This is a genomic window from Streptomyces sp. NPDC003635 (assembly GCF_053587635.1).
On record NZ_JBSFOK010000004.1, the window covers coordinates 154490 to 170945 of the forward strand.

Annotated in this window: 17 protein-coding genes; 7 read left to right on the forward strand and 10 right to left on the reverse strand. The window is 71.3% G+C overall.

Annotated features, from left to right (window positions below; genetic code table 11):
• Positions 1 to 50 precede the first annotated feature (50 nt).
• The 4 genes from ACWDRW_RS06000 to ACWDRW_RS06015 form a co-directional block, all read right to left on the reverse strand.
• Positions 51 to 1682: a phospho-sugar mutase gene (locus tag ACWDRW_RS06000; RefSeq protein WP_451720752.1), complete on the reverse strand. Its 1632-nt coding sequence runs from the start codon at positions 1680 to 1682 to the stop codon at positions 51 to 53.
• A 115-nt stretch (positions 1683 to 1797) separates the two neighbouring features.
• Positions 1798 to 2622, reverse strand: a complete 825-nt coding sequence (locus ACWDRW_RS06005; RefSeq protein ID WP_451720754.1) for a purine-nucleoside phosphorylase — start codon at positions 2620 to 2622, stop codon at positions 1798 to 1800.
• A gap of 103 nt (positions 2623 to 2725) precedes the next feature.
• On the reverse strand, positions 2726 to 3004 hold the full coding sequence (locus ACWDRW_RS06010; RefSeq protein ID WP_451720756.1) for a type II toxin-antitoxin system RelE family toxin: 279 nt from the start codon (positions 3002 to 3004) through the stop codon (positions 2726 to 2728).
• A 50-nt stretch (positions 3005 to 3054) separates the two neighbouring features.
• Positions 3055 to 3492 carry a gamma-glutamylcyclotransferase gene (locus ACWDRW_RS06015; protein ID WP_451720758.1) on the reverse strand — a complete coding sequence of 146 codons (438 nt, stop codon included), beginning with the start codon at positions 3490 to 3492 and terminating at the stop codon, positions 3055 to 3057.
• Positions 3493 to 3589: 97 nt separating this feature from the next.
• On the opposite strand from ACWDRW_RS06015, the gene ACWDRW_RS06020 reads away from it, so the two are divergent.
• Both ACWDRW_RS06020 and ACWDRW_RS06025 read left to right on the forward strand, forming a co-directional pair.
• Complete coding sequence (locus ACWDRW_RS06020; RefSeq protein WP_451720760.1) at positions 3590 to 5038, forward strand: NAD(P)H-quinone dehydrogenase; 1449 nt, start codon at positions 3590 to 3592, stop codon at positions 5036 to 5038.
• A 166-nt stretch (positions 5039 to 5204) separates the two neighbouring features.
• Positions 5205 to 6140: a DeoR/GlpR family DNA-binding transcription regulator gene (locus tag ACWDRW_RS06025; RefSeq protein WP_451720762.1), complete on the forward strand. Its 936-nt coding sequence runs from the start codon at positions 5205 to 5207 to the stop codon at positions 6138 to 6140.
• A gap of 105 nt (positions 6141 to 6245) precedes the next feature.
• Here ACWDRW_RS06025 and ACWDRW_RS06030 read toward each other — a convergent pair whose 3' ends face one another.
• Positions 6246 to 6794, reverse strand: coding sequence for a TetR/AcrR family transcriptional regulator (locus ACWDRW_RS06030; RefSeq protein WP_451720942.1), 549 nt, complete (start codon positions 6792 to 6794; stop codon positions 6246 to 6248).
• Positions 6795 to 7007: 213 nt separating this feature from the next.
• Here ACWDRW_RS06030 and ACWDRW_RS06035 point away from each other — a divergent pair, with 213 nt between their 5' ends.
• Together ACWDRW_RS06035 and ACWDRW_RS06040 are read left to right on the forward strand one after the other, a co-directional pair.
• Positions 7008 to 7994 (forward strand): LuxR C-terminal-related transcriptional regulator, encoded by a 987-nt coding sequence (locus tag ACWDRW_RS06035; RefSeq protein ID WP_451720764.1) that lies wholly within the window; start codon positions 7008 to 7010, stop codon positions 7992 to 7994.
• A 117-nt stretch (positions 7995 to 8111) separates the two neighbouring features.
• The gene (locus ACWDRW_RS06040; protein ID WP_451720766.1) at positions 8112 to 8810 is read left to right on the forward strand and encodes a hypothetical protein; all 699 of its coding nucleotides are present in this window, start codon (positions 8112 to 8114) and stop codon (positions 8808 to 8810) included.
• 91 nt (positions 8811 to 8901) lie between these two features.
• On the opposite strand, the gene ACWDRW_RS06045 is transcribed toward ACWDRW_RS06040, so the two are convergent.
• A complete protein-coding gene (locus ACWDRW_RS06045; RefSeq protein WP_451720768.1) occupies positions 8902 to 10674 on the reverse strand; it encodes an acetyl/propionyl/methylcrotonyl-CoA carboxylase subunit alpha in 1773 nt (590 codons plus the stop codon).
• Positions 10675 to 11066: 392 nt separating this feature from the next.
• On the opposite strand from ACWDRW_RS06045, the gene ACWDRW_RS06050 reads away from it, so the two are divergent.
• Positions 11067 to 11540 carry a hypothetical protein gene (locus ACWDRW_RS06050; protein ID WP_451720770.1) on the forward strand — a complete coding sequence of 158 codons (474 nt, stop codon included), beginning with the start codon at positions 11067 to 11069 and terminating at the stop codon, positions 11538 to 11540.
• On the opposite strand, the gene ACWDRW_RS06055 is transcribed toward ACWDRW_RS06050, so the two are convergent.
• The 4 genes from ACWDRW_RS06055 to ACWDRW_RS06070 all read right to left on the reverse strand — a co-directional run bounded on the left by ACWDRW_RS06055 (position 11509) and on the right by ACWDRW_RS06070 (position 14207).
• On the reverse strand, positions 11509 to 12129 hold the full coding sequence (locus ACWDRW_RS06055; protein ID WP_451720772.1) for a Maf family protein: 621 nt from the start codon (positions 12127 to 12129) through the stop codon (positions 11509 to 11511). The two genes, ACWDRW_RS06050 and ACWDRW_RS06055, sit on opposite strands and share 32 nt — an antisense overlap.
• A 4-nt stretch (positions 12130 to 12133) precedes the next feature.
• The gene (gene mmpB / locus ACWDRW_RS06060) at positions 12134 to 12262 is read right to left on the reverse strand and encodes a morphogenic membrane protein MmpB (protein WP_451720774.1); all 129 of its coding nucleotides are present in this window, start codon (positions 12260 to 12262) and stop codon (positions 12134 to 12136) included.
• A 129-nt stretch (positions 12263 to 12391) separates the two neighbouring features.
• Complete coding sequence (locus ACWDRW_RS06065; protein ID WP_451720776.1) at positions 12392 to 12601, reverse strand: acyl-CoA carboxylase epsilon subunit; 210 nt, start codon at positions 12599 to 12601, stop codon at positions 12392 to 12394.
• Positions 12602 to 12611: 10 nt separating this feature from the next.
• Complete coding sequence (locus ACWDRW_RS06070) at positions 12612 to 14207, reverse strand: acyl-CoA carboxylase subunit beta (protein WP_451720778.1); 1596 nt, start codon at positions 14205 to 14207, stop codon at positions 12612 to 12614.
• 111 nt (positions 14208 to 14318) lie between these two features.
• Here ACWDRW_RS06070 and ACWDRW_RS06075 point away from each other — a divergent pair, with 111 nt between their 5' ends.
• On the forward strand, positions 14319 to 15188 hold the full coding sequence (locus tag ACWDRW_RS06075; RefSeq protein ID WP_451720780.1) for a biotin--[acetyl-CoA-carboxylase] ligase: 870 nt from the start codon (positions 14319 to 14321) through the stop codon (positions 15186 to 15188).
• A gap of 155 nt (positions 15189 to 15343) precedes the next feature.
• The gene (locus ACWDRW_RS06080; protein ID WP_451720782.1) at positions 15344 to 16453 is read left to right on the forward strand and encodes an adenylate/guanylate cyclase domain-containing protein; all 1110 of its coding nucleotides are present in this window, start codon (positions 15344 to 15346) and stop codon (positions 16451 to 16453) included.
• Positions 16454 to 16456 lie beyond the last annotated feature (3 nt).

The window sequence follows — 16456 nt, forward strand, 5'->3', positions numbered from 1 at the left end:
GGGGTGCCTCCGGGTGGGGCACCCCATCGGGTGGTGTCAGGTCCTACGGCTCAGATGCCGGCCGCGGTCGAGAGGTCCCGCTTGATGGCCTCGAGGAGGTCCGTGGCCTTGGCGCGGGCCGCCGGGAGCGCGGAGTGGTCGGCGACCGGGACGACGACCTCCAGGTAGCACTTGAGCTTCGGCTCGGTGCCGCTGGGGCGGACGATGACGCGGGCGCCGTCGAGGGTGTAGCGCAGGCCGTCGGTGGGCGGGAGCTTCTCGGTGCCCCGGGTCAGATCCTCGGCGCGGGTGATGGCGAGGCCGGCCAGCTCGGTCGGCGGCTGTTCACGCAGTCGGCGCATCGCGTCGGCGATCACGGACAGGTCCTGGACCCGGACCGAGAGCTGGTCGGTGGCGTGCAGACCGTGCTCGATGGCGAGGTCGTCCAGCAGGTCGAGGAGCGTACGCCCGTCGGCCCTGAGCACGGAGGCCAGCTCGGTGATCAGCAGGGCGGCGGTGATGCCGTCCTTGTCGCGGACGCCGTCGGGGTCGACGCAGTAGCCGAGGGCCTCCTCGTAGCCGTACCGCAGGCCCTCGACGCGGGCGATCCACTTGAAGCCGGTGAGGGTCTCCTCGTACGGCAGGTTCGCCTTCTCGGCGATCCGGCCGAGCAGGGAGGAGGAGACGATCGACTCGGCGAAGGTGCCCCGGGCCCCGCGCCGCACGAGGTGGGCGGCGAGCAGGGCGCCGACCTCGTCCCCGCGCAGCATCCGCCACGCGCCGCCGTCCCGCACGGCGACGGCACAGCGGTCGGCGTCGGGGTCGTTGGCGATGACCAGGTCGGGGTCGGTCGCGGCGGCCTTGGCGAAGGCCAGGTCCATCGCGCCGGGCTCTTCCGGGTTGGGGAAGGCGACGGTCGGGAAGTCCGGGTCGGGCTCGGCCTGCTCGGCGACCAGGTCCGGGGCCGGGAAGCCGGCGCGGGCGAAGGCGGCGAGGAGGACGTCCTTGCCGACGCCGTGCATGGCCGTGTAGACGGTCCGCGCGGTGCGCGGCGAGTCGGCGGCGAGGACGGCGTCCGTTCGGGCGAGGTAGGCGTCGAGGACGCTGTCGTCGAGGGTCTCCCAGCCGGTGGTGGGGCGCGGGACCGTGGTGAGGGAGGCGACCGCGGCGATCTCCTCCGCGATCTCGATGTCCGCGGGCGGGACGATCTGGGAGCCGTCGCCGAGGTAGACCTTGTAGCCGTTGTCACGGGGCGGGTTGTGGCTGGCGGTGACCTCGACCCCGGCGACCGCGCCGAGGTGCCTTATGGCGAAGGCGAGGACGGGAGTGGGGAGGGGGCGGGGGAGTACGGCCGCGCGGAGACCGGCGCCGATCATGACGGCGGCGGTGTCGCGGGCGAAGTCCTCCGACTTGTGGCGGGCGTCGTAGCCGATGACGACGAGGCCGCCGTCCTGGCCCTGCTTCTTCAGGTAGGCGGCCAGGCCGGCCGCGGCGCGGATGACGACCGTGCGGTTCATGCGCATGGGGCCGGCGCCGATCTCGCCCCGCAGGCCCGCGGTGCCGAACTGGAGGGTGCCGCTGAAGCGTGCGGCGAGCTCGGCGTGGTCCTCGGCGTCGATCAGCTCGGCGAGTTCGGCACGGGTGTCCGTGTCGGGGTCCTCGGCCAGCCATGCCTTGGCCCGGGCGATGAGTTCGTCATGCACGGTCGGTCAACCTCTCGGTTCTGTACGGGTGGGGTGTCATACCACGCGGGAGGGGCTGAATGTCGCGCGCCGGCGTTTTCAGCCCGTCCGGCGTCCGGGGGAGGCTCCGGGCGGACTACAGGCGGCCCAGGACCTGCGTCAGCAGGGCGCCCATGCGGGCGGCGCTGTCGCGGCCCGCCTGGAGGACCTCCTCGTGGTTCAACGGCTCGCCGGTCATGCCCGCCGCCAGGTTCGTCACCAGCGAGATGCCCAGCACCTCCGCACCCGCCTCGCGCGCCGCGATGGCCTCGAGCACCGTCGACATGCCCACCAGGTCCGCACCGATCACCCGCGCCATGCGGATCTCGGCCGGGGTCTCGTAGTGCGGGCCGGGGAACTGGGCGTAGACACCCTCTTCCAGCGTCGCGTCGATCTCCTTGCACAGCGCCCGCAGCCGCGGCGAGTAAAGGTCCGTCAGGTCGACGAAGTTCGCGCCGACGATCGGCGACGTCGCCGTCAGGTTGATGTGGTCGCTGATCAGCACCGGCTGCCCGGGGCGCATGCCCTCGCGCAGACCGCCGCAGCCGTTCGTCAGCACGACCGTCTTGCAGCCACCCGCGACCGCCGTACGGACGCCGTGCGCGACGGCGGCCACACCGCGGCCCTCGTAGTAGTGCGTACGGCCGAGGAAGACCAGCGCCCGCTTGTCGCCGATCTTGTACGAGCGGACCTTGCCGCCGTGGCCCGCGACGGCCGGCGGCGGGAACCCGGGCAGCTCGGTGACCTGGAACTCTGCGTCGGGGTCGCCGAGGGCGTCCACGGCCGGCGCCCAGCCGGAGCCCATCACGAGGGCGACGTCGTGGGTCTCGGCCCCCGTCAGTTCGCGCAGGCGAGCGGCGGCGGCGTCGGCGGCGGCGTACGGGTCGCCCTGGATGTCGTCCGGAAGAAGAGATGCGTTCACGCCGACGAGGGTAGCCGGTCAATGCCTACGCGCGTAGATGACAGAGCCCACGGGATGGGGATCGTTGTCTTGTTGTTTCCGACGAAGGCTTGGCGGGACGCGGTCATTCCTCGGTGACGAGGACGTCCTTTTCGTCGAAGACCTCGACGATGAAGATCAGCAGTCGACCCCGGCTGACGGTGTACTCCACGAGGACGTTCCGGGTCAGACGGATCGTGCGGTCGTCCCCGGTGGAGCTCAGGGGCCGCGAGACCGAGAGGAACGGGTCGCGGGCGAGCAGTGCGATGCCCTTGTCGAAGGCGATGCGCTGCCTGTCGTCGAGCCGGTCACGAGCCTCGGCGGCCTGCACCGTGTAATAGACGTCATACGTGGTCGGGGTCATGTGATCTCCCGGTGGTGCGTCGATCCTCCAAGTCCAGGAGCCCGGCTCCGTCAGCAAGGCCGCTTCCGCAGCTCCATCACGTAGTCGTGGGGTGCCCCGGCCGACTCCGCCGCGTCGGCGATCTCGCCCAGGTAGCGCGCCGACGGGAGACCGCCCTCGTAGCCGTTCAGGACGTAGGCCCAGGCTCCCTCCTCGCCGTCCAGGGTGAGGACCCGGACCCGGGTCCGGCGGTAGACGCCGAGGCCCACGCCCTCCCAGCGGTCCAGGGATTCCTCGTCCATCGGGGCGATGTCGTACAGCGCGACGAAGACCTGGGACGCGGGATCCTCGACGAGCGTCGCCAGCGCACCCTCCCAGCCCATCTGCTCGCCCCCGAACGTCAGCCGCCATCCGTTCAGCCAGCCGGTGGCGCGCAGCGGCGAATGCGGGGCGCGGCGGGTCATCAGCCGCGCGTCGAGGTTGCCGGCGTACGCGGCGTAGAGCGACATGGGGAGAGGGTACGGCAGCCCGCAACGCCAGTCCCTCCCGTAACAGTGGGGTCTCGGGCGGGGCCCTGGGCCGTAGCACCGCGATACGTGCGGGACAATGGAGTACGTGACTCGGATCGTGATCATCGGTGGCGGACCCGGCGGATACGAAGCGGCGCTGGTCGCCGCTCAGCTCGGCGCGGAGGTGACCGTCGTCGACTGCGACGGTCTGGGCGGAGCGTCGGTGCTCACCGACTGCGTGCCGTCGAAGACCCTGATCGCCACGGCCGAGGTGATGACCACCTTCGACTCCTCCTACGAGGAGCTCGGCATCATCGTGGCCGACGACACCCCCCACATCGACACCCCCGCCCGGGTCGTCGGCGTGGACCTCGGCAAGGTCAACCGACGCGTGAAACGGCTCGCGCTCGCCCAGTCGCACGACATCACCGCCGCCGTCACCCGCGCCGGCGCCCGTGTGATGCGCGGCCGCGGCCGGCTCGACGGCATGCAGGCCCTCGACGGCTCCCGCAAGGTCGTCGTCACCGCGGCCGACGGCACCGAGGAGACCCTCGTCGCCGACGCCGTGCTCATCGCCACCGGCGGTCACCCCCGCGAGCTGCCCGACGCCCAGCCCGACGGCGAGCGCATCCTCAACTGGACCCAGGTCTACGACCTCGACGAGCTCCCCGAGGAGCTCATCGTGGTCGGTTCGGGTGTGACGGGTGCCGAGTTCGCCGGTGCCTACCAGGCGCTCGGCTCCAAGGTCACCCTCGTGTCGTCGCGCGATCGCGTGCTGCCGGGTGAGGACCCGGACGCCGCCGCCGTCCTGGAGGACGTCTTCCGGCGCCGCGGCATGAACGTCATGGCCCGCTCCCGCGCCTCCGCCGCCAAACGCGTCGGCGACCGCGTCGAGGTCACCCTCGCCGACGGCCGCGTCATCACCGGCTCGCACTGCCTCATGGCCGTCGGCGCCATCCCGAACAGCGCCGGGCTCGGCCTGGAGGAGGCGGGCGTCCGGCTGCGCGACTCCGGGCACATCTGGACCGACAAGGTCTCGCGCACCACGGCCCCCGGCGTGTACGCCGCAGGCGATGTCACCGGCGTCTTCGCGCTGGCCTCCGTCGCGGCGATGCAGGGGCGTATCGCCATGTACCACTTCCTCGGTGACGCGGTCGCCCCGCTGAACCTGAAGACCGTCTCCTCCAACGTCTTCACCGATCCCGAGATCGCCACCGTCGGCTACACCCAGGCCGACATCGACGCCGGCAAGATCGAGGCCCGGGTCGTCAAGCTGCCGCTGCTGCGCAACCCGCGCGCCAAGATGCAGGGCATCCGCGACGGCTTCGTCAAGATCTTCTGCCGCCCGGGCACCGGCATCGTGGTCGGCGGTGTGGTCGTGTCCCCTCGCGCCTCGGAACTGATCCACCCCATCTCGATCGCCGTCGACAACAATCTGACGGTCGAACAGATCGCGAACGCGTTCACCGTGTACCCCTCCCTTTCGGGGTCGATCGCCGAGGTGGCCCGGCAGCTGCACACCCGCAAGAGCGGCGGCGAACTCTGACGGCTTGAACCGACTCCCCGCTGGTCACGGGGAGTTGTCGAGCATGCGTACGGCATAGGCGCCGGGGCTGGGCCTTATACCACTACCCGTCCTGCAGTGCGAACAACTTCTGCTATTCGGCGCAAACTGCTGAAAGCAGACGGTCGTTGGGGTTACTGTCAGTTTCGTGTTCGCTGCAGAACGTCGCCAATTGATCCTCGAAATGGTGCGAGCGAACGGGGCCGTGTCGCTCCGTGAACTCGCCCGCGTCGTCCAGACCTCCGAAGTGACCGTACGGCGGGACGTGCGCGCGCTGGAGGCAGAAGGACTCCTCGACCGCCGACATGGCGGTGCGGTATTGCCGGGCGGGTTCACGCGGGAGTCCGGCTTTCCGCAGAAGTCACATCTCGCGACCGCCGAGAAGACGGCCATCGCCGATCTCGCCGCGAACTTCGTCGAAGAGGGCGAGGCCATCGTGGTCGGGGCCGGTACGACCACGCAGGAGCTGGCCCGCCGACTGGCCCGGGTGCCCGGGCTGACCGTCGTCACCAACTCCCTGCTGGTGGCCCAGGCGCTGGCCCACGCGAACCGGGTGGAGGTCGTGATGACCGGCGGCACCCTGCGCGGTTCCAACTACGCCCTCGTCGGCTCCGGAGCCGAGCAGTCCCTCCAGGGGCTGCGGGTCTCCCGGGCCTTCCTCTCCGGGAGCGGCCTCACCGCCGAGCGCGGGCTCTCCACCTCCAACATGCTCTCGGCGTCGGTGGATCGCGCGCTGGTGCAGGCGGCCGCGGAGGTCGTCGTCCTCGCCGACCACACCAAGCTCGGTACGGACACGATGTTCCAGACCGTGCCCACCGACGTGATCACGCGGTTGGTGACCGATGAGCCGCCGGCTCATGACGACCGCGCCCAGACCGAACTGCAGGCCCTGGCCGATCAGGGGGTGCAGATCGCCGTCGCCGGGGCGAACGGGAACCCGGGGGGTGACGAAGTCCCGGCGCGGAGGGCGCGTTCCGTGCCGGGCCCCAGGCGGGCGGCTCCGACCGGTCTTCGGTCCGCCGTGATGGGGGAGCCGGTGCCGGGGACTGAGCGGTCGCGGGTCGCTGATCTTCGACGGCGTTGAGGTCGCCTGCTCGCCGCAGGGGTCCGCGCTCCGCGCGCGGGTGCCTGTCGTCGGTGGCTGGTCGCGCCCGCGCGGCGGAGCCGCGGCTCGATACAGCCCCGCGCCCTAGGCGGGTTTCAGGCCCCTCAGTGTCAGCATCAGCAATCTGTCCGCAACCGCCGGATCCCCCGGTGTCTCCTCCGCCGCCAGTGCGATGGCGTGGGTCAGTTGGAGCAGGTCGCCGATGGCCACGTCCTCTCGGATCCTGCCCTCCTGCTGGGCTCGGCTCAGTAGCCTGCCGCCCGCTTCCCTGATGGGGTCGCTGCAGCGGGAGAGGGCCGAGGTGTCGTTCGTGGTGACCGACATCAGGGCCCGGGAGATGCCGCGGTACTCACCCGCGTGCTGGACCATCTCCCTCAGCCAGGTCACCAGGGCCGAGCACGGCTCCGGGGCCCGGCTCAGTTCCCGGGCCCGGGACAGCAGATCGCTCACCGCGTCCTCGAAGACCGCGCTCAGCAGGGCGTGCCGGTTGGGGAAGTGGCGGTAGAGGGTGCCGATGCCCACACCCGCGCGCCGGGCCACGTCCTCCAGGGACGCGTCCGTGCCGTGCTCGGCGAAGGCGGTACGGGCCTCGGTGAGGAGGCGCTCGTAGTTGCGCCGGGCATCGGCGCGCATGGCGCGCGGGGCGACCCCTGGTGCCGCCGCGCCCCCGCTCTCCGCCGTCCCCTGTGAGCTCGCGCCCACCATGGCTCCCACCTGCTCTCCTCCGCGCCAAGGTCTCCCCTCAGGATGCCATCGCGGACGCGCGAGCGGGCTTCCCCGACGGTGCGCAGGCCCTAACGTCTTTCGCAGGACGTCTCGGGCGGGAGCAGCGCCGGGGGAGTGCACATGGAGATCAGTGGCGCGGACACGCGGCGCGTGCTGACAGTCGTACGAGAGCTCGAAGAGGTGGACTCCGTCGCGGAGTTGCAGGCCCGGGTGCTGCCCGAGCTGTTACGGCTGGTGCCTGCCGACGCGGCCCAGTGCTATCGGCTGACGCTGGACGGGGGCGGGGCCTGGGCGTTGTCGCTGCCCCGGGAGTCCTTCCACGAGGATCCGATGGTCATCTACGACCACCCGCTCGACCATCCGCTGACCGACATCATCCTGGAGAGCGGCGGTCCGGAGGCCTGGCGGGTCAGCGATGTCGCCGGGGACCGGCAGTGGCGGCGTACGCACTGCTACAACCTGGACTTCCGGCCCTTCGGGCTGCACCGGCATCTGATCGCCTCGGCCGGTTCCGAGGTGGGGGCGATCCAGGGGTACGCGCTGGTTCGCTCCGGGGCGGACTTCAGCGAGCGGGACCGGGACCTGCTGGGGTTCGCGCAGCTGCAACTCCTCGCCGTCGAACGGACGCTGCGGGAGCGCGAGCGGCTGCGGCTGCTGTCCGCCGTCGCCCTGGAACTGGTCGGCGGACACGGCCGGGGGGTCGCCGCGCTCGACGAGGCCGGGCGGCCGTACGCCCTCAACGCCGTGGCCGGCGGTCTGCTGCCCGCCGTACGGGACCATCCGCGGCTGGGTGTCGAGGACTTCACGACCCGGGACGTCGAGGTGCGCCAGGTGCCCCCCGGCGCGCCCGGGCTGCCGGTGCTGCTGTTGCTGCGGGACCTTGCCCGGGCGCGCACCACAGCCCGGCTGTTCGGGGTCACCGAGCAGGAGCTGCGCACCCTGCGGCATCTGGACGGCGGTTGTACGGCGACGGAGGCGGCCCGGCGCATGGGGCTGTCCACGGCGACCGTGCGGGGCTACATCGCCTCCCTGCACCGGAAGCTGGAGGCGGGGCACACGGCGGCGCTGCTGCGGCGGGGACGGGATCTGGGGATGCTGGGCGACTGATCATGTGCTGATACGACATGTCGCGACACGTCAGAATTGACGGATGGTCATCGGCCGGGCCCGCTCGCTTCACTGGCGGAGGGCGCCCCGCGGGTGGGCGGCCGCCAAGGGGGACTCATGACCGCGACTCCGTCACGCGCGCCGACCTCGGCCGCCGAGCCGGGTGCGCCGGCCGGTACCGGGCGGATCCTGCTGGGTGTCACCACAGCTCTGGGGCCGTTCCTGCTGGCTCTGGGCGTCGGGATCGTGCCGTACACGACCGGTGGCTCGGAGGAGGAGATCGTCCGGGACATCGCCGCGGACCGGACGCTCACCGAAGTGAGCCTGTGGGTCTGGCTGTTCGGGGGGACCAGCGTCGTCATCGGCACGCTGGTGGTGGGGCTGCTGGCGATGCGGTACGCGCCGAAGCTGGGGCTGTGGGGGCTGGTCCTGCTCGGCACCGGGCTGCTGGCCATCTCCTCGACACCGGAGCTGGACGCGGTCACCCTGGGCGGACTCGAGGAGGGCGTCGGCCTGGACGCCCTCGCCAAGGCCGGGGAGGGCACGTACGCGCTGCCGGTGGTCGCGGCGCCGACCCTCTACTTCGTCGTCGCCCATGTCCTCGGCGCGATCCTGCTGGGCGTCGCCCTGCTGCGCGGACGGGTGATCGCGCCCTGGGCGGCCTGGCTGCTGATCCTGTCCATGCCGCTCAACGTCGTCGGCTACGCGGGCGGCATCATGCCGCTGGCCGTCCTGTCGTTCGTGATGATGGGCGTCGCCTTCGCCCTCGCCGGACTCGTCGTCGTCCGGCACGGCACGGGCTGGGACCGGCACTAGGAGCCGCCGTCACGGGGGACGGGGAAAGACGAGGCGCCCGGCGGACTGTCTGCTCCAGTCCGCCGGGCGCCTCGGGTGTCCTACGACTGCCTCAGTCCTTGATCTCGCAGATCGCGGCGCCGGAGGTGATGGACGCGCCGACCTCCGCGGACAGGCCCTTGATGGTGCCGGAGCGGTGGGCGTTGAGGGGCTGCTCCATCTTCATGGCCTCCAGGACGACGACCAGGTCGCCTTCCTTGACTTCCTGGCCTTCCTCGACGGCGACCTTGACGATGGTGCCCTGCATCGGGGAGGCGAGGGTGTCACCGGAGGCGACGGGGCCGGACTTCTTGGCCGCGCGGCGCTTGGGCTTGGCGCCCGCCGCGAGACCGGTGCGGGCCAGCGACATCCCCAGCGAGGAGGGCAGGGAGACCTCCAGGCGCTTGCCGCCGACCTCGACGACGACCGTCTCGCGGCCGGACTCCTCGTCCGTGTCCGTGTCGGCGGGGGCGGCGAAGGGCTTGATCTCGTTGACGAACTCGGTCTCGATCCAGCGGGTGTGCACCGTGAACGCCTCGCTGGAGCCGGTCAGCTCGGGCGCGAACGCCGGGTCCTTGACCACCGCGCGGTGGAAGGGGATGGCGGTGGCCATGCCCTCGACCTGGAACTCCTCCAGCGCCCGGGCGGCGCGCTCGAGGGCCTCCTTGCGGGTGCGGCCGGTGACGATCAGCTTGGCCAGCAGGGAGTCCCAGGCCGGGCCGATCACGCTGCCGGACTCCACGCCCGCGTCCAGGCGGACACCCGGCCCCGAGGGCGGGGCGAACGTGGTGACCGTGCCGGGGGCGGGCAGGAAGTTGCGGCCCGGGTCCTCGCCGTTGATGCGGAACTCGAAGGAGTGACCGCGCAGGGCCGGGTCGCCGTAGCCGAGTTCCTCGCCGTCGGCGATCCGGAACATCTCGCGGACCAGGTCGATGCCGGCGACCTCCTCGGTCACCGGGTGCTCCACCTGCAGACGGGTGTTGACCTCCAGGAAGGAGATCGTGCCGTCCAGGCCGACGAGGAACTCCACGGTGCCGGCACCGACGTAACCGGCCTCCTTCAAAATCGCCTTGGAGGCCGAGTACAGCTGTTCGAGCTGCGCCTCGGACAGGAACGGGGCCGGGGCTTCCTCGACCAGCTTCTGGTGGCGGCGCTGCAGCGAGCAGTCACGGGTGGACACGACGACCACGTTGCCGTGGGAGTCGGCCAGGCACTGGGTCTCCACGTGCCGCGGCTTGTCCAGGTAGCGCTCCACGAAGCACTCCCCGCGCCCGAACGCGGCGACCGCCTCACGCACCGCGGAGTCGTACAGCTCGGGCACCTCTTCGAGGGTCCGGGCCACCTTCAGACCGCGGCCACCGCCACCGAAGGCGGCCTTGATCGCGATCGGCAGGCCGTGCTCCTCCGCGAACGCCACGACCTCCTGCGCGCCCGAGACCGGGTCCGGGGTGCCCGCGACCAGCGGGGCGCCCGCGCGCTGCGCGATGTGCCGGGCGGCGACCTTGTCACCGAGGTCCCGGATGGCCTGCGGCGGCGGACCGATCCAGATCAGGTCCGCGTCGAGAACGGCCTGGGCGAAATCGGCGTTCTCCGACAGAAAGCCGTAGCCCGGGTGGACGGCGTCGGCGCCGGACTCACGCGCCGCCTTCAAGACCTTGTCGATGTCCAGATAGCTGGTGGCCGGAGTGTCACCGCCCAGGGCGAACGCCTCATCCGCGGCGCGGACATGCAGAGCGTCCCGGTCCGGGTCGGCGTATACGGCCACGCTCGCGATACCGGCGTCCCGGCACGCCCGGGCCACGCGGACAGCGATTTCGCCACGGTTGGCGATGAGCACCTTGCGCACGATTGAGGCTCCCTCCTTGAAACAAGCCGAGTTTAGGGACTGCCGACACGGCACTTCGACCCGTCCCCAATGGTGAGCTTGCCCACACGGAGCGTGATTCGAGGCTCGCTCGACCCGCGAAATCCCTTGTCGCACCGCGGTACGCCGGACTCCTCGGGGCAACCCTAGCCTTCGGGTGTGGTCAAGGTCTCTGTGAAGGCGTGCTGCGGCCCACTCCGATTCTTTGTGGAGTCCCTACGAATGGCCCAACGATTCTTTGCCCCTCCCAGAACCCTTGTCCCGAGGTTTACCCGTTAGTAGCGTTCGCGATGTCTTGAACGTACTTGGAGTAACCGCAGTCCTGCTAGGACGGCGCTAGAGCGCTCGGAAGTGTGGGAAGTGGGTGGGGGCCGGTGGTGCGCAGACCGGTGGCATGGGTGGTGGCGGTCGTGCTCTTCGCCGAGGCGCTCGGCATCGCGGCGGTCCAGTGGTTCATGGGGGTCGTGGTCGACCGTCAGGACATGTCCCTGGCGGGGCTGGACCCCGACGTGATGTCACTGTCCTCGAAGATCGGCGGCCTGCTCTTCGGCGCCTACTTCGCCCTGTGCGGCGTCGTGGCGCTCCTGATGGCCCTGCGCGACCGCCCGGCGGCGGGCTTCGGCCGCGTCCTGCTGATCAGCGCGGCGGTGGTCCACGGTCTGCTGGGCGCCTTCGCCTGGGGGCTGCTGGGCGTGGCGGAGTTCGTGTTCATGGTGGTGATGCTGGGCCTGATAGTGCTGTTGCTGATGACCTACGACAGCACCGCGGAGCCCTCCGACGCCGTGCCCGCGCCCGAGGGAGAGGGGCCGCCGCCGGTCACCGGTCCGCCGGCGCCCACAACTCCGTGATGCCGACGCCCAGTTGCGCCAGCAGTCGGCGGATCAGCGGCAGGCTGATGCCGATGACGTTGCCGTGGTCGCCGTCGATGCCGTCGATGAAGGGGGCCGAGCGGCCGTCGAGGGTGAACGCGCCCGCGACGTAGAGGGGTTCGCCGGAGGCGACGTACGCGGCGACCTCCTCGTCGGTCGGTTCGCCGAAGCGGACGACCGTCGAGGCGGTGGCGGAGGCGTACCGTCCGCCGGCCGTGTCCCAGACGCAGTGGCCCGTCTGCAGGGTGCCGGCCCGGCCGCGCATCGACTTCCAGCGGGCCGTGGCCTCCTCGGCGTCGGCGGGCTTGCCGAGCGCCTGGCCGTCCAGGTCGAGGACCGAGTCGCAGCCGATCACCAGGGCGCCCATGACCTCCGGCTTCGCCGCCACCACGGAGGCCTTCGCCTCGGCCAGGGCGAGCGCCAGCTCGGCGGGGGTGGGCGCGGTGACGGCGTCCTCGTCGACGCCGCTCACGATGACCTCGGGGTCCAGCCCGGCCTGCCGCAACAGGTTCAGTCGGGCGGGGGACTGGGAGGCCAGGACGAGTCGGCGGCGCGGCTGATCGGTCATGGGATCAGCGTAGTCCGGTCACGAGCATCGCGAGCACCATGGCCACGGCCACGAAGACGCCCAGTCTGCGCAGCATGTTCTGCATGTCGCGCAGCTCTTGGGGCGGTTCGTCTTCGGGGTCGGACCACAGCATGTCACCAGCGTGCGGCTGGACCGGGGGAGGGCGCCTGAGTACGCGTACTCAAATGGCGCCCTCGGTTCCGCTACCGTGCGCCCCCGCGCCGGAGCGCACGCCGGTGCAGGCCCGCGCCCCTTACGCGTTCTACCCGGGCCAGTAGGTACGTGCCCACGTCGCCGCACCCGGCTGCGGGAGGCGGCGGGCGGCGATCCGTCCCGGGTCGGACCAGGCGTCCCTCGGGCCCTGCGCGCCGGGCGGCTCGGCCGAAGCCGCCGCGGCGCGGGCGCGGACCACCGCCAGGGCGGCGGCCAGCTCCTCCGGTGTCGGGTTGCCCCGCAAGACCTTGATCGTCACAACGGCTCCTTCACAGCGGGATGTTGCCGTGCTTCTTCGGCGGCAGGGACTCACGCTTGGTACGCAGCTGACGCAGCCCCCGCACGATGTGCCGACGCGTCTCGGACGGCATGATCACCGAGTCCACGTACCCGCGCTCGGCCGCGACATAGGGATTCAGCAGCGTGTCCTCGTACTCCTGGATCAGCCGCGCCCGCGTCGCCTCACCCTCGCCCGCCGCCTCCGCCTCGGCGATCGTGCGCCGGTGCAGGATGTTCACCGCGCCCTGCGCACCCATCACCGCGATCTGCGCGGTCGGCCAGGCCAGGTTGAGATCGGCACCCAGATGCTTGGACCCCATCACGTCGTACGCGCCACCGAACGCCTTACGCGTGATCACGGTGATCAGCGGGACCGTCGCCTCCGCGTAGGCGTAGATCAGCTTGGCGCCCCGGCGGATGATGCCGGTGTGCTCCTGGTCCACACCCGGCAGGAACCCCGGCACGTCCACGAAGGTGAGCACCGGCACATTGAACGCGTCACACGTCCGCACGAACCGCGCCGCCTTCTCCGACGCGTCGATGTCCAGACAGCCCGCGAACTGCATCGGCTGGTTGGCGACGATGCCCACCGGACGGCCCTCCACCCGGCCGAACCCGGTCAGGATGTTCGGCGCGAACAGCGGCTGCGTCTCGAAGAACTCCGCGTCGTCCAGCACATGCTCGATCACCGCGTGCATGTCGTACGGCTGGTTCGCGCTGTCCGGCACCATCACATCCAGCTCACGGTCCTCGTCCGTGAGCTCCAGGTCCGCCTCCTCCACGAACACCGGCGGCTCGGAGAGGTTGTTGGACGGCAGATACGACAGCAGCTGCTTGACGTACTCGATCGCGTCCTTCTCGTCCCCCGCCATGTGATGCGCCACGCCCGAAGCCGAGTTGTGCGTCCGCGCACCGCCCAGCTCCTCGAACCCCACGTCCTCACCGGTGACCGTCTTGATGACGTCCGGACCGGTGATGAACATGTGCGAGGTCTGGTCCACCATCACCGTGAAGTCGGTGATCGCCGGCGAATACACCGCCCCGCCCGCACACGGCCCGACGACCAGGCTGATCTGCGGGATCACCCCCGACGCGTGCGTGTTGCGGCGGAAGATCTCCCCGTACGCGCCCAGCGAGGCCACACCCTCCTGGATCCGCGCGCCGCCGGAGTCGTTGATACCGATCACCGGGCAGCCCGTCTTCAGGGCGAAGTCCATCACCTTGACGATCTTCTGGCCGTAGACCTCGCCCAGCGCCCCACCGAAAACGGTGAAGTCCTGCGAGAACACCGCCACCGGACGGCCGTCCACGGTCCCGTACCCGGTGACGACACCGTCGCCGTAGGGGCGGTTGTTCTCCAGGCCGAAGTTGGTGGAACGGTGCCGGGCGAACTCGTCCAGCTCGACGAAGGACCCCTCGTCGAGAAGGAGTTCGATGCGCTCACGGGCCGTCAGCTTGCCCTTGGCGTGCTGCTTCTCCACGGCGCGTGCGGAGCCGGCGTGCGTCGCTTCCTCGATACGGCGCTGAAGATCCGCGAGCTTGCCCGCGGTGGTGTGGATGTCGATCTGCTCTTCCGGCTCGGACATCGGGATCGCGGCTCCCTGCCTGCTCAAAAGGGGGGACGGTTACTCATCCGTAGAGTAGTGGCGCGCCTACCAATCGGCAGTGCGGCGTTTACCACACCTAGGGTGGCTTGCATGACGCCGCGAGATGCATCAGACGACAGCCGCTGGTCCGACCTCGACCGCCCGCCGCTCAACGCGGCCGCGCTGCGCCGGGCACTGGTCCGGGACGGCGGGCACGAGGGCCTCTACTGCGACGTGGAGGTGGTGCAGAGCACCGGCTCCACCAACGCCGACCTGGTGGGGCTGGCCGTGGCGGGCACCGCCGAGGAGGGCGCGGTCCTCGTCGCGGAGGAACAGACGGCCGGGCGGGGACGCCTGGACCGGCAGTGGACGGCGCCCGCGCGCTCCGGCCTGTTCTTCTCGGTCCTGCTGAAGCCTGCCGAGATCCCGGTGGCCAGATGGGGCTGGCTGCCGCTGCTCACGGGTGTGGCGGTGGCGGCGGGGCTTTCGCGTTCCGCGGGGGTCGACACGGCACTCAAGTGGCCGAACGACGTCCTGGTGACCGTCGGCGGCGAGGAGCGCAAGGCCGGGGGGATCCTGGCGGAGCGGGCCGGCGACGACGGGGTGGTGGTGGGCGTCGGCATCAACGTCACCCTGAAGGAGGACGAGCTGCCGGTGCCCCAGGCGGGTTCGCTGGCCCTGGCCGGCGCGGTGAGCACGGACCGGGATCCCCTGCTGCGGGCGGTACTGCGGTCCTTGGAGGACTGGTACGGGCGGTGGCGCTCGGCCGGGGGTGACCCGGGCGAGAGCGGCCTCCTGGAGGCCTACGCGGCGGGGTGCGCGACGCTCGGGCGGGTGGTGCGGGCGGAGCTGCCGGGGGACCGGGCGATCGTGGGCGAGGCGGTGGCCGTGGACGGCGACGGCCGGCTGGTGATCGCGACGGAGGACGGGGTACAGGAGCCGGTGGGGGCGGGAGACATCGTGCACCTGCGTCCGGCGTGACGGCGTGCGGGTGCGTCGGTGGCGCCGCAGCACCTACAGGAACCGGTGTCGTCGCGGAAGGGTTCGCCGTGCTTGACGGAGTGAGCTGGCGCACACCTGCCGTAGAGTTGGGGCCGGTCGATACCTGACCGCGGCAGATCGGAAGGGCAGCAGGCGTGACCGTCGACGACACGGGCTCCGGCATGGACCCCCACGCCGCCGACCCCGGCGACGACCCGCTCGCCCTGCGGCTGGAACAGCTCATCCTCGGCGCGGAGCGGCGCTACACCCCTTTTCAGGCCGCCCGCAGCGCCGGTGTCTCCATGGAGCTGGCCTCCCGTTTCTGGCGGGCCATGGGCTTCGCCGACATCGGGCAGGCCAAGGCGCTGACCGAGGCCGACGTGCTGGCGCTCAGGCGCCTCGCCGGTCTCGTCGAGGCGGGGCTGCTCAGCGAGGCGATGGCCGTGCAGGTGGCCAGATCCACCGGCCAGACCACCGCCCGGCTCGCCGAGTGGCAGATCGACTCCTTCCTGGAGGGCCTCACCGAGCCGCCCGAGCCGGGCATGACGCGCACCGAGGTCACGTACCCGCTGGTCGAGCTGCTCCTGCCCGAGCTGGAGGAGTTCCTTGTCTACGTCTGGCGCCGCCAGCTCGCCGCCGCGACCGGGCGCGTCGTCCAGGCCGCCGACGACGAGGAGATGGTGGACCGGCGCCTCGCCGTCGGCTTCGCCGACCTCGTCGGGTTCACCCGGCTGACCCGCCGGATGGAGGAAGAGGAGCTCGGCGAACTCGTCGAGGCCTTCGAGACCACCGCCGCCGACCTGGTGGCGGCCCGCGGCGGACGGCTCATCAAGACGCTCGGTGACGAGGTGCTCTACTCCGCGGACGACGCGGGTGTCGCCGCCGAGATCGCGCTGCGGCTCATCGAGACGATGGCGAACGACGAGACCATGCCCGAACTGCGGGTCGGCATCGCCTTCGGCACGGTGACCACCCGGATGGGCGATGTCTTCGGTACGACCGTGAACCTCGCCTCCCGGCTGACGTCGATAGCGCCACGGGACGCCGTCCTCGTGGACAGCGCGTTCGCCGAGGAGCTGATCCGGACCGGTGAGGCGCCGGCCTCCGAGGCGGAGGCGGCGGAGGCCGCGGCGGCCGCCGAGAAGGAGGGCGAGGAGCCCCCGACGTACCGCTTCGCGCTGCAGCCGATGTGGCAGCGGCCCGTGCGTGGACTCGGGGTCGTCGAGCCCTGGCTGCTCACGCGGCGCGACGGACCGCCGTCGTAGCCC

Excerpts from the sequence above, each read along its gene's own strand:
- ACWDRW_RS06010 (WP_451720756.1), bottom strand. The coding sequence starts at position 3,004 with ATGACCCCGACCACGTATGACGTCTATTACACGGTGCAGGCCGCCGAG.
- ACWDRW_RS06015 (WP_451720758.1), bottom strand. The coding sequence starts at position 3,492 with ATGTCGCTCTACGCCGCGTACGCCGGCAACCTCGACGCGCGGCTGATG.
- ACWDRW_RS06020 (WP_451720760.1), top strand. The coding sequence starts at position 3,590 with ATGGAGTACGTGACTCGGATCGTGATCATCGGTGGCGGACCCGGCGGA.
- ACWDRW_RS06030 (WP_451720942.1), bottom strand. The coding sequence starts at position 6,794 with ATGCGCGCCGATGCCCGGCGCAACTACGAGCGCCTCCTCACCGAGGCC.
- ACWDRW_RS06035 (WP_451720764.1), top strand. The coding sequence starts at position 7,008 with ATGGAGATCAGTGGCGCGGACACGCGGCGCGTGCTGACAGTCGTACGA.
- ACWDRW_RS06040 (WP_451720766.1), top strand. The coding sequence starts at position 8,112 with ATGACCGCGACTCCGTCACGCGCGCCGACCTCGGCCGCCGAGCCGGGT.
- ACWDRW_RS06055 (WP_451720772.1), bottom strand. The coding sequence starts at position 12,129 with ATGACCGATCAGCCGCGCCGCCGACTCGTCCTGGCCTCCCAGTCCCCC.
- mmpB (WP_451720774.1), bottom strand. The coding sequence starts at position 12,262 with ATGCTGTGGTCCGACCCCGAAGACGAACCGCCCCAAGAGCTGCGCGAC.
- ACWDRW_RS06070 (WP_451720778.1), bottom strand. The coding sequence starts at position 14,207 with ATGTCCGAGCCGGAAGAGCAGATCGACATCCACACCACCGCGGGCAAG.
- ACWDRW_RS06075 (WP_451720780.1), top strand. The coding sequence starts at position 14,319 with ATGACGCCGCGAGATGCATCAGACGACAGCCGCTGGTCCGACCTCGAC.